The organism is Methanomicrobium sp. (assembly GCF_055145805.1).
In genome coordinates, this window is the sequence record NZ_JBSREC010000035.1 from 1 (window position 1) to 12,155 (window position 12,155).

Genomic DNA, 12,155 nt, shown 5'->3' on the forward strand with positions numbered 1-12,155 from the left:
CAGACTGATATTAAGTTCTCATGGGAGAATCTTTTTGCAGAGAACAAGGCTATTATTGACCCTGTTTCAAACCGCTATTTCTTTGTTGGAAATCCTGTGAAATTAACGGTTGAGAATGCACCTGAAATTACGGCAAAGGCTCTTTTGAATCCGAACGACGAGTCAAAGGGATACCGTATGCTTGAATTTAAGGGATCGCTTGCAGTATCCAGGGATGATCTCTCCGGCTGTTCCATGGTGAGATTTAAGGATCTCTTCAATGCCGAAGTTGTAAGAGACGGCGATGAAATATCCCTGAAGTATGCCGGAGATTCACTTGAGGATGCAAGAAATAAAAAAGCACCTATTATTCAGTGGGTTCCTGTGGACTCAAACCTGAGATGCACTCTTCTGTCTCCTGAAGGAAGAGTGGAGGGGCTCTGTGAAGAGGGAGTTTTATCTGAAGAAAATAATGTTGTTCAGTTTGAAAGGACCGGTTTTGCAAGGATTGACTCAGTTAAGAACGGAAATATTACAGCATATTTTGCACATCGTTAAATCAGACTTTATTTATTAAACCAAAATCTATTTTAATCCCTAATTTCAAGTAACAAATAAAAGATTTTTGGGGAATTGGTTGATGGGGCCGGAATCCACACTTTATTTTGTAATACTTGTAGCTATTGCTGCATTTTCCGTATTTTTAGCCCTTATGGCATTAACAAAACCTGATGTGGCGGGTTCCAGGCCTTTTTCCGCTTTTATGATCAGCATTGCATTCTGGTCATTTGCTTATGCATTTGAGTTTTCGTTTGCAGAGACTGCAACAATGCTTATCTCAACAAAAATTGCGTTTATCGGGATTGTTTTAGTGCCTGTATTCTGGGTCTGGTTTGTTCTGGAGTACACCGGAAGAGAGAAATACCTAAAAGGCGGAAAAAAATATCTGCTTTTTATAATACCTGTAATAACACTTCTTTTGCTTTTTACAAATGAATACCACTCTCTTTTTTATTCAACAGGTTATGTGGCAGGAACAAATGGAGAGTTAAACCTTATCGGAAAGTACGGTCCGTGGTATATTGTTCATACAGTTTACAGTTATTTACTTCTCATCTGCGGTACTTTGTTCCTGTTAAAGGTATATTACGAATCCCCTGCTTATTATCGTACCCGGATAGCAATGGTTTTATTCGGGGTTTTAATTCCCTGGATCGGTAATTTTGTTTATATAACAGGGATAGTTCCCAATCTTATGTTTGATATAACTCCGTTTTTTTTCCTTTTGACCGGAATTATCTTCTATATCGGGATCTTCAGATATCCAAATTTTGAGATAATGCCGATTGCAAAAGATACAATTGTTGAGGTTATGACAGACGGTGTTTTTGTACTTGACAAAAACAATTTAATCGTTGATGCAAACCCTGCGGCAAAAAAATATGCAGGGTTTTTGGATGATATCACAGGAAAGAAGATATCTGACATTTTTCCGGGGATTGATGATTTTTTTGGAGATTTAGCCAGTGCAGGGGATGTAAGCACTCTTGAAGTCAGAAATGATGACGGACTGTTCTACTATAATATTGTCATCTCTCCTCTTTTTCCGGATGATAAAAATGCCGGCAGTCTTCTGATTATAAGGGATATTACTGAGCAGAAACTGGCAGAAAAAGAGATATATCTCAGCAAGGAGAGGTACAAAAATCTATATAATAATATAAGTGACGGGATAATTCTTCACAATTTTGCCGATAAGGGAGTACTTGGAAAGATAATTGATGCAAATGATGTTGCTTTAAAGATGCTCGGTTTTTCCGGAGATGAACTGTATGGTATGAGTGGCGATGAGATACAGTCGGCAATTGTCTGTGAGTATGATGAAAGAAGGTACCATAAATTGAAAGATTCGGGATCTTTAAAGTTTGAAACAAGTTTTGTCAGGAAGGATAATTACGTAATTCCTGTATTTTTAAATTCGCGGAGTATATACCTTGACAATGAAGAGGTGGTACTCTCTCTTGTTAAGGATATTACTGTCGAAAAAGAGGCCCGTGATCTTGAAAGACAGAGTCTTATGCAGATTGAGAGAAATATCGAGCAGCTTTCAACATTAAATGATCATATAAGAAATCCACTTGCAGTGATTGTGGGCATCTGCTCTATAAACGACTGGGAAGAATCAGAAATTATTATGGATGAATCCAAAAAGATAGATGAGATAGTAAAAAAACTGGATATGAGATGTCTGGAGTCTGAAAAAATCAGGCAGTTTCTTCTAAAGCACTATAAATTAACTATTTATTCTGAGGATGACTGATTTCATTCTGAAATGAAATCAGGTAGTTATGTAATTTCACAATGAAAAATCTCATTATAATAAAGACCTAAATATAAGACACCATGCCAAATCTTAATGTCGCAATGCTGGGGGTCCCTGATTATGCAAAGGATGTCGGGAAGAAAGGAACAGTCTCTGATATAGCCTTTTACAATCTGAAGAAAGGTGAGGACACGGTTACTATGATTGAACCGCTGAGATATCCCGAGCGTCTTCCTCCTCTTTTTTATTCTGCTTCCATGGCGGATTTGGCTGTTATTGTTGTTAATGCGATAACTCCTGAGTTTGGCGAGACCATCGTTATGCTTGACTGTGCAGGTGTTAAATCCGGATATATTATACTTCAAAATTATCTTGATAAATCACAGATTGCGCCTTTAATTAAGGATACAGTCCTTGAAAATTATGTTTTCATGGAAGATGATCCAAATATGCTAAGGGAGAGGCTCCTTATTGATGCGGCAGAAAAACCGCGTGAAGAAAAAGACACACCCGGTGTTGTATCAGTTGATCATCATTTCAATGTAAAGGGAATCGGAACAGTAGTCCTCGGAGGTGTTGAGTCCGGAACGATTAGGAGTCATGATGCGCTGAAGGTTCTTCCGACTGACAAGACTGCACAGGTTCGTTCTATTCAGAGGCATGATACAGACTGCAACGATGCAACAGAAGGTGACAGAGTCGGACTTGCTCTTAAGAATATAACGTCAGAGGAGCTTGACCGCGGCTATGTTCTCACAAATTCCCCGTCTGTAAAAATAAGTGATAATTTTTCAGGCAAATTAAAGATCGTAAAATACTGGCAGACTCCTGTGACAGTTGGGATGGTAATACATCTCGGACACTGGATGCAGTTTGTGTCAGGAAAAGTAGAGTCTGTATCGGGGGATTTAAAAAATCCTGATATTATCATATCTCTTGAAAAAGAGATGGTCTATCTGCCCGGCGATAATGCGGTTCTCTTTCATCTTGATGCCGGAAAACTGCGTGTCGTAGGCACTGTTACTTTAAACTGAACTCTTTAAATTCTTTATTTTTAAAATTAGTCATATAATAGACTTCGATTATTTTCGAAGTCAAGGCAAGGGTTAATATAATAAACATCCATTTACTGCATATGGAAACAAAATCCGGAATTTTTATGATTGCAGTTGTGATGCTTATCACAATGGCGGCATTTGTCGGCTGTGCATCCGCGGCTGATGAAGAGAAACTGATCCATGTCTCGGGAACAGGTAAGGTAACGACAGACCCTGATCTTGTAGAGGTGTCACTTGCAGTCCAGACTGAGAACCCTGATGCGCTTGTAGCCCAGCAGGAGAACGCAAAGAAGATGAATGACTGTATTGCTGCGTTAAAAGCTCTCGGGTTTACAGATGATGAGTTAAAGACCACAGGATACAGTATGTACTCCTATACAACAAGTTCTGATTCTCCTTTTGGAAAGGACAAAAAAGTATACCGTGTTACAAACACGCTTTTAGTCGAGACAAAACAGACTGAAATGGCGGGTCAAATCATCGACACTGCAATTGCAAACGGTGCTAACAATGTAAATTATATTTCATTTAAGCTGTCAGATGAAAAGAGTCAGAGTCTCAGGTCTGCTGCTCTTGCAAAGGCAGTTACTCAGGCACGCCTCGATGCTGATTCCGTCTCCTCGGCACTTGGTGTTTCGATTACAGGTGTCCAGAGTGTGAATGTGGGTGCAAGCTATACTCCGTACACATATGCCGAGAGCAGTTACAAGAGTATGGCAATGGATTCTGCGGGAGCCATGGCACCTACGCCGATTCAGGCTGACACTGTGGATGTTACTGCAAGTGTTTCAATCGATTATATAATCAGATAATATGTTTCAGGGGTTTGACACTCCCCGTCTTTTTTAGTGTCTTTTTTAAAGTCGCTGTTTTTTGGCGAAGGATACTTGAAAAGTTTATTTTGCTATTAAATGTGACTAATAGAAAGGCTGGTTTTAGTATATGTCAGGCGATATAGTGAATCATAAGAAAAATGCGGGTTATTATGCCGCAGATCTCGTTAAGAGCGGAATGGTTGTAGGCCTTGGGACAGGTTCCACTGTATTTCACTCAATGGAACGTCTTTCTGAAAGAATAAAAAATGACGGGCTCGTAATAAAAGGCGTTCCTACGTCTCTTCAGACTGCAATACGTGCCAGAAACCTTGGAATTCCCATAACCACGCTTGATGACTGCCCTTTTATTGATATTGCAATTGACGGTGCAGATGAGGTTGACCCTGACTTTAACCTGATAAAAGGGAGGGGCGCTGCACAGACAAGGGAGAGATGTGTTGCAGAGGCGGCAGAGACATTTGTGGTTGTGGTTGACGCAGGCAAACTTACAAAGAAACTTTCTGTTGTTGTTCCTGTCGAAGTGATACCTTTTGCACTGACTCTTTTCTGTGAGAAAATAAAGGATATGGGGGGCGTTCCGGTTGTTCGTGAGGGTGTAAAAAAGGATGGTCCCGTAATAACGGACAACGGATGCATTGAAGTTGACTGTGATTTTGGTGAAATAGACGATCCAAAAAGCCTTGAAATGAGAATAAACAATATTCCTGGTGTTATCTCGTGTGGGATTTTTGCGGAATTTAAGGAAAAAATAGTTGTAATTGTCGGTAATGAAAGTGGTATTGAAATCTTATAATGATGCGATTTCACGTACTTTCTGTATAAGTTTAAGCTGTTTTTCTATCTCTTCTTTCTTTTCGGATTCGATTTTGTTAATAATCTCTTCCATAGGTTTTGAGAGACAGTAGATTTTAACCGGCCTGCCTTTGCTTTCTGCCTTGCTCTCGCGGTTTTCTATCCATTCTTTCTCACTGAGAGTCCGCATCGCAATGCTCACTTCAGGCTGGCGGAGATCTGTTCCGCGTTCAATGTCCCTTGATGTTGCTTCGTTTGTGTTTGCAAGATATACTAAAACTTTTGATACATTTCGTTTCAGGCCAACATCGGTGAGAAGAGTTGCTAATTCTTCTTCTGTCTCTGTAAAAGTAAGCACTTTTTCTAGTCTCATGGTCTCACCAGAAATTACTCTTAATATTCTGTCTGTAAGATATAAATAGATATTTATCTATTTATTTGTATTTGATCTAAAAATAATTGTTTTGTAATATATTTGAGAAAATGGAAATTTTATTTTTATTATTGCTGAATCAATCCGAGATTGGAAAGGTCTGACATAATCTTTATTACTGCTCTCTTTGCATCTCCTGTCACTTTCCCACCTGTAATTATCAGTTTTCCTGATCCAAACAGGAGTACAACCACTTTTGGGTCTTCAAGACGGTAGACAAGTCCCGGGAATTGTTCAGGTTCATATTCTATTTTATCAAGGTTAAAACCGACTGCAATCTTATTTAAGTTAATAGGAGTTCCTAAATCTGCGGATGTGACAATATTCTGGATCTTATATTCAAGTTTATCATAAATCTCAATTTTGAGTTCCCTTAGTCTGGTTCCAAGAATTTCAAGACCTTTTGTCAGGCTGTCAACACTTTTTGCTCCGGTAAGAACAACCTTGCCTGATCCAAAGACTAGTGCCGCAATCTTCGGGTCCTGCATTCTTAATACAACACCTGGAAATCTTTTTTTGTTATATTCAGCATCTTTAATCTTTTCGTTTATCATCTGCAGATCAAGCGTTTCTGCAATTTTTGCTGATGCAACTATGTTCTCTATCTTTAAGGACTCTTCAGGATTGACCTTCATATTTATAAAGTGATTTATATGCTATATAAACAGTTGGGTGACACCAATTCATTATTAATATATATATATAAAAACGGGTCAGGTCTTTTTCACAGTTTTTGAAAAGTGTGATTCTTAATGATTAAAAATTACAAAATTATATCTATAAATTAGTTCAATAGAATGTAAGAACAATTGGACGAATGAAATTTCGTTATTTGCCGAAGATATGCCTGTTAAGAAAATAAGGATAAAAACGGCGGCTTTTGAGTAAAAAACAGAATGAATTCTCTAAAATGAGGTAAAATATGTCAAAATGGATGTTAAGCGAGGCCGAAGGCTACGATTTCCTGAAAAAGTATGGTGTCCCGGTTCCTGAATACAGAATAGTAAAATCTCCAAAAGAGGCATCAGCTGCTTCTGAAGAGATCGGATTTCCTGTTGTAATGAAGATTGTATCTCCCCAGATTCTTCACAAAAGTGATGCCGGCGGTGTAATCGTTGGTGTAAAGGACAAAGTTGAGGCAGGAGAGGCTTATGAGCAGATTCTCTCCAGTGTAAAGTCCTGCAACCCTGATGCGGAAATTGAGGGTGTTATTGTTGAAGAGATGGCAAAGCCCGGTGTTGAGCTGATTATCGGAGGAAACACCGACTCTGCTTTTGGAAAGACAATAACCTTTGGTATTGGCGGTACACTTGTCGAATTTGTAAAGGATGTATCCCTCAGAATTCTGCCTATTTCAGAGGATGAAGTGCGGCAGATGGTAAAAGAGATCAACTCCTATAAGCTGATTGCAGGTTACAGGGGTTCTGCTCCAAAGGATGAGGAGACTCTTGTAAAGACTATTATGAATGTCTGCCGTGCCTTTGAGGAGAATGAGGACTTAAAGGAGTTTGACATAAACCCGCTAAGACTCTATGAGTCCGGCGCATGTGCTGTTGATACTGCTTTTATCTTCAGTGATGAGCACAAAGCTGATTTAAAAGGGGCGGAAGAGGTTGATGTCAGTATATTTGATCCAAAATCAATTGCTGTAATCGGCGCATCAGAAACTCCCGGAAAGATGGGATATGCTGTTATGCACAAGCTCTCGACATTCCCCGGAAAATTATATCCTGTAAATCCAAAGAGGGATGTAATTATGTGCTTTAAAACACGTCCCAGCGTTCTTGATATTGAAGGGGATGTTGATATGGCAGTCATTACAGTTCCCTCGGCACTTGTCCCCGGAGTTATGGAGGAGTGCGGCAAAAAAGGTGTAAAAATTGCGGTTATAATTACAGCCGGCTTTAGGGAGATGAATGAAGAGGGCAAAAAGCTTGAGGAGGATACTGTTGCCATCGCAAAGAAGTATGGCACCAGGATTGTCGGGCCTAACTGTCTTGGTATCATCTCTCCGCACAAGGGATATGACACAACATATGTCCAGAGATCACCTGCCCCCGGAAACATTGCATTCCTCTCCCAGAGCGGTGCCATTGTAAACGCGGTTGTTGACTGGAGTTTAACACACAATGTCGGTTTTTCGGCTGTTGTTTCGGTTGGCAACCAGGCAGATCTTAATTTCTTTGATTATCTCCACTGGGCTGAGGCTGATCCTAATACAGAGGCGATTATCATGTACATTGAGGAGATCAACAATGGCAAAGGTTTCCTCGATGTTGTCTCAAGAATTGCAAAGACAAAGCCTGTTGTTGCAATAAAGTCAGGTTCTTCCGAGCGTGGCCGTGCCGCCGCCGCATCACACACAGGTTCCCTTGCAGGAAGCTATGAGGTTTACATGGAGGCATTCAGGGAGGCAGGTGTCTTAAGTGTCACAAATCTGGAGGATGCATTCCTGGCAGCAGAATTCCTCTCACATAACAAGCACTACCCAAAGGGCAAGCGTGCTGTTGTCGTTACAAATGCGGGCGGTTTTGCAGTTCTCTCAACCGATTATGCAGAACGCTATGGTATTGAGATTGTTGATCTGCCGCAGAGTGTAATCGATGAGATGGATGAATTCCTGCCTCCGTTCTGGAATCGCGGAAATCCTGTTGATCTCCTTGGAGACGCAGACGGTGCCAGATTTGCAAAGACTTTCAGTGTTCTCACCAAACATGACGACCTCTGGGATATATGTATGATAATTGGTTTCCCAAACCTTGTTCTGACTTCAGAGCGTTTCGCAAAGCAGATTATGATGCTCTCCGAGTCTACGGATAAGAGGATTGTGTCGGTCTTACTGGGCGGTGCAGAGATGAATGGTGGTCGTGAAATTTTAAGAGAGAACAAGGTGCCTCCGTTTGAAGAGCTTGAAACAGCATTCCGTGTGGTTGGAAGAACTCTTCAGAGCAAATACCGTGTCAAGGGCCAGGGGCTCTTCTGATTATCTCACTATTTTTTTGCCCCGGGTTTTTTACTGTTTTTGGTATTCATTGCCATTAATTTTGAATATCAGCATTTTTGAGATCTAAACCGTTAGTGACCCGGATAAATGCCAAAAACAATCTTTAAATGAAAGAATGATGGTTGAAAAAAAGTATTTTTTAGTCGTATTCACGCCATGTGTTCTTACACTTTGTGCAGCGGAAGAAGCGGACTTCACTTTCATCAGCGGAACGGAGCTGGCGCATCCACCATTCGGCTGTTTTGTTGCCACATTCCGGACATTTTACTGTTGTTGTGGGAAGAGTTGATACAAGGTTTTCATCGTCAACGATAATTATATCCCTGTCAACCATCTTTTTTGTTTTTTTAAGCTGCGACTTGTCTGAGACGTCTTTTTCAAAATCGCATCTCGGGCATTTAAGTTTTCCACCTGATGATTTCAGCATACTTTTGCAATTTGGACAGAACATCATTGGTTATACATAGGTCTCTATTTGATTAATCCTTATGGATTCTATCATCTGAAAATTTGTTGTCTTCCTTGTTGTCTTCTTCTGATATTGCGTAAGCGTTTTTAAAAACTTAAAACCAAGTTTATAACCAATGGAAGCTGTTTTGGTTTTTTTGTCGGCTCTTGCGTTTATTGGATTTTTGTTAATACCCGGCAGTAAAAAGACTTATTTTGCAGCTGCGGGCTGGATACTGATAGTTCTGGCGCTTTTATCTGATTTATCCTATTATATATGTGAGGAGAACAATTTTCTCTATCCTTTTCTCGCAATACTCGGGATACCGTTTCTTGCAGTTACTGTGCCTGAGATTCTGAAGGAAAACAAATATGTCATATATCTGAGTCGTGGTGCTGCAATTGCATTTTTGATCTATTTCCCGTTTGCATACATTCCGCAGGCCGGGGATTTTTTAATATCAGTTGTTACTGATCAGGTTTATGCTATCGGGACATTCCTTGGATTTCCTTTCAACCAGATTGGGTGGAATATGCTTGAATACAACGGATTCCGTGTTGAAATTATTCTTGCCTGCACAGGCATTCAGAGTATTGCTATAATGCTTGGTCTGGCATACTGTATCCCGACAACTTATAAGCAAAAATTACTGGCCTTCCTTCTGATTGCACCTGTGATATACATTTTAAATCTTTTAAGAAATGTTTTCGTTGTTGCGGCATACACAGGTCAGTGGTTTCAGTATCTGCCGGAGATAGCATCCAACGGGGAATACGGTTTTGAGAGTTTCTTCTGGGCGCATAATGTTATGGCAGAGATGGGGGCACTTGTATTTCTGGTAGTTCTTGCACTTGCATTGTTTGCTGTTATTCCTGAACTTGGCAGTTTTGCAGATGGTCTGATAAAATTGTATATGGAAAAGATCAAAGGTGCATATAAAGGTAAATAATCCTCTGTAGTGCTGATAGATTGGTGCAGACGGCAATTATTATGATTGCCGGTGCAATGAAACCTGTAAGGCCGCCAAGGACCAGAAATATTATTGTCTCAGGTCTTCCAAAAAAACCTACTCTTTCTAAGGGGTCATCTATCTTTCCGTCTTCCCTCTTTTCAAAACCCACTTCCGCATATGTGACCGGTTTTATAAAAGTGTTCATAAGAGAGCCGATTATTGCAAGGGCAACTATTGCAAAGTCAACAACGTAGCCGTTTACTCCTGTCAGTATAATGTAGGGGCTTAGAATTGCAACCCCTGAAAGACCTATTCCCAAAAGGACAATGCTGTCGACATATTTGTCTACTATCCAGTCAAATACGGCACCAAATTTGCTTTCGGTTCCTGTTTTCCGTGCAACTGTCCCGTCAACAAGGTCCAGTAAGGCAGATATTAGAAGAAATATTGCTCCTGCTGCAAAAAGCTGTCTGAAGAAGAGATATGCAGTAATAAGTCCGGCTATTAAGGACATAACCGAGATCATATTGGGAGTAAACCTTAATTTGATGAATATATCTGCAACGGGCTCAAGGCATCCGATAAATTTAGGTCTTAAAGCAGTAATATTCATGTTATATTATTTGGAATCACCTGCTTAAAGGTTTCACTTATTTGATTTGAACTGTTTTTTTCTGATTTTTGTGACAGGATAATTCTTTCATGACTTCTGATATGTGAAATATGCCGGAGTTCTTAATTTTTACTGATTTTTATAGGGCTAACTTCTTTACTGATACAGGACAATAAAACTTTAAGAAAGATTGTCATGGCAGAAGAGAAGAGAAGACCTCATGTTATGATAATGTCGGAGATTACCACTGATGGTAAACTGACATTAAAAAAAGGTGCCTCCAGTAAAATACTGATGAAATATATGGATCATGAAACTGATCTGCTTCTTCACAAAACAAGGGCTGAATATGACGCAATAATGGTGGGTTCAAATACAATTAAGATTGATAACTCGTTTTTAACAGTCCGTTATGTGGAGGGTGAGAATCCTGTGAGGATTATCCCAAACAGCAGAGGGGATATCCCGCTTGATTCCAATGTTTTGGGCAGTGATTCAAAGACTATAATTGCAGTCAGCAAAAAGGCACCTGCAGACAGAATTGAGGCTATAAAGAAAAAAGGCGCAGATGTTGTAGTTTGCGGAGAGGACAAAATCGAGTTGCCATATTTAATGGATATATTATTTGTCCGGTATGGCATCAGAAAACTGATGGTTGAAGGGGGGCCTACCCTGAATTATTACATGCTTCAGGACAGGCTTGTTGATGAAGTCCGTCTCATCCATCTTCCTTTCATCGTCGGGGGGGAGGATACGCCTTCACTCGTCGGGGGAATGCACATAGATTCTGAAGAGGAGATGTTTCGCCTGACGTTAAAAGACCATTATATGTGCGGGACAAACCTCGTAACCGAATATGATGTTATGTGGTGAACAGATATGTCCTGGCTTGACTATCAGATAGAAAAGATAGATCGAAGTAAACTGCGTAAAAATGCAATAAAATGGTTTTTTGCAGGGATTGTGGTGATGATTGCAATTTTTGCAATAATTTCCCTTTTTCCCTATGCGCAGGATGGCGGGGTGAGAGTCATCCGTATTGAGGGGACTCTTGTTACAGGTGATGTTTCAAGCGGAGGATATGCCGGAAGTGAGTATATCGGCGGTCAGCTGAGAGATGCGGCTGACGATCCCTTAACTGAAGGTATAGTTCTCAGGGTAAACAGCCCCGGGGGCTCTCCTGCTGCGGCACAGGAGGTTATAGGGGATCTTGAATACGCAAAGACGAAGAAACCTGTTGTTGTCTCAATGGGTGATATGGCGACCTCAGCCGCTTATCACATAAGTTCACATTCAGACTGGATATTTGCAAATCCAGATACTATGACAGGGAGTGTCGGGACAATCTGGACCTTCTATGACAGGAGTGTGTCACTTGATAATGAGGGAGTATCTGTAGCCGTTGTAAAATCCGGTGAATTAAAAGATCTCGGGTCATCATTCCGGTCACTTAGCAGTGAAGAACTTGAGTATGTTCAGAAGATGGTCAATGACAGCTTTGAACTTTTCATAAATGATGTAATCTCCCAGAGAAATATAAAAAGGTCTGATATTGAAGATGCACAGCTCATACGCGGAGAGGATGCACTTAAACTTGGTATTGTTGATGAGATGGGGAATCTTTATGATGCAATTGAATACACTAAAAAGTATAATTCAGAGTCTGCTTTGGAAGCAGACGACGAATTAATATTAAATATCTCTTATTAAACCCAAT

12 protein-coding genes and 1 pseudogene are annotated in these 12,155 nt (G+C 40.2%); 9 read left to right on the plus strand and 4 right to left on the minus strand.

Annotation, left to right across the window (positions count from 1 at the left end; all coding sequences use genetic code 11):
• From gltX to rpiA, 5 genes and pseudogenes are all read left to right on the plus strand, one after another.
• Nucleotides 1–537 (plus strand): annotated as a pseudogene (gltX, locus tag ACTB1O_RS02465) (glutamate--tRNA ligase); the annotation flags it as partial.
• A gap of 82 nt (nt 538–619) precedes the next feature.
• Nucleotides 620–2,299 (plus strand): histidine kinase N-terminal 7TM domain-containing protein, encoded by a 1,680-nt coding sequence (locus ACTB1O_RS02470; RefSeq protein ID WP_462993551.1) that lies wholly within the window; start codon nt 620–622, stop codon nt 2,297–2,299.
• 83 nt (nt 2,300–2,382) lie between these two features.
• Nucleotides 2,383–3,336: an EF-Tu/IF-2/RF-3 family GTPase gene (locus tag ACTB1O_RS02475; protein ID WP_462993552.1), complete on the plus strand. Its 954-nt coding sequence runs from the start codon at nt 2,383–2,385 to the stop codon at nt 3,334–3,336.
• Nucleotides 3,337–3,437: 101 nt separating this feature from the next.
• On the plus strand, nt 3,438–4,172 hold the full coding sequence (locus tag ACTB1O_RS02480; protein WP_462993553.1) for an SIMPL domain-containing protein: 735 nt from the start codon (nt 3,438–3,440) through the stop codon (nt 4,170–4,172).
• Between the two features lie 130 nt (nt 4,173–4,302).
• The gene (gene rpiA / locus ACTB1O_RS02485; protein WP_462993554.1) at nt 4,303–4,989 is read left to right on the plus strand and encodes a ribose-5-phosphate isomerase RpiA; all 687 of its coding nucleotides are present in this window, start codon (nt 4,303–4,305) and stop codon (nt 4,987–4,989) included.
• Here rpiA and ACTB1O_RS02490 read toward each other — a convergent pair.
• Nucleotides 4,984–5,361: a helix-turn-helix domain-containing protein gene (locus ACTB1O_RS02490; protein ID WP_462993555.1), complete on the minus strand. Its 378-nt coding sequence runs from the start codon at nt 5,359–5,361 to the stop codon at nt 4,984–4,986. The two genes, rpiA and ACTB1O_RS02490, sit on opposite strands and share 6 nt — an antisense overlap.
• Nucleotides 5,362–5,489: 128 nt before the next feature.
• Nucleotides 5,490–6,056: a TATA-box-binding protein gene (locus tag ACTB1O_RS02495; protein WP_462993556.1), complete on the minus strand. Its 567-nt coding sequence runs from the start codon at nt 6,054–6,056 to the stop codon at nt 5,490–5,492.
• 287 nt (nt 6,057–6,343) lie between these two features.
• Here ACTB1O_RS02495 and ACTB1O_RS02500 point away from each other — a divergent pair, with 287 nt between their 5' ends.
• Nucleotides 6,344–8,404, plus strand: a complete 2,061-nt coding sequence (locus tag ACTB1O_RS02500; RefSeq protein ID WP_462993557.1) for an acetate--CoA ligase family protein — start codon at nt 6,344–6,346, stop codon at nt 8,402–8,404.
• Nucleotides 8,405–8,564: 160 nt separating this feature from the next.
• Here the strand turns inward: ACTB1O_RS02500 and ACTB1O_RS02505 are convergent, their stop codons facing one another.
• The gene (locus tag ACTB1O_RS02505; RefSeq protein WP_462993558.1) at nt 8,565–8,879 is read right to left on the minus strand and encodes a transcription factor S; all 315 of its coding nucleotides are present in this window, start codon (nt 8,877–8,879) and stop codon (nt 8,565–8,567) included.
• Between the two features lie 130 nt (nt 8,880–9,009).
• Between ACTB1O_RS02505 and artA the strand changes: the two genes are divergently transcribed.
• Nucleotides 9,010–9,822, plus strand: a complete 813-nt coding sequence (gene artA / locus ACTB1O_RS02510; RefSeq protein ID WP_462993559.1) for an archaeosortase A — start codon at nt 9,010–9,012, stop codon at nt 9,820–9,822.
• Here artA and ACTB1O_RS02515 read toward each other — a convergent pair.
• A complete protein-coding gene (locus tag ACTB1O_RS02515; RefSeq protein WP_462993560.1) occupies nt 9,797–10,438 on the minus strand; it encodes a CDP-alcohol phosphatidyltransferase family protein in 642 nt (213 codons plus the stop codon). The genes artA and ACTB1O_RS02515 overlap by 26 nt on opposite strands.
• 195 nt (nt 10,439–10,633) lie before the next feature.
• Between ACTB1O_RS02515 and ACTB1O_RS02520 the strand changes: the two genes are divergently transcribed.
• Both ACTB1O_RS02520 and sppA read left to right on the plus strand, forming a co-directional pair.
• Nucleotides 10,634–11,311 (plus strand): dihydrofolate reductase family protein, encoded by a 678-nt coding sequence (locus ACTB1O_RS02520; RefSeq protein ID WP_462993561.1) that lies wholly within the window; start codon nt 10,634–10,636, stop codon nt 11,309–11,311.
• A gap of 6 nt (nt 11,312–11,317) precedes the next feature.
• Nucleotides 11,318–12,148, plus strand: coding sequence for a signal peptide peptidase SppA (sppA, locus tag ACTB1O_RS02525; RefSeq protein WP_462993562.1), 831 nt, complete (start codon nt 11,318–11,320; stop codon nt 12,146–12,148).
• Nucleotides 12,149–12,155 lie beyond the last annotated feature (7 nt).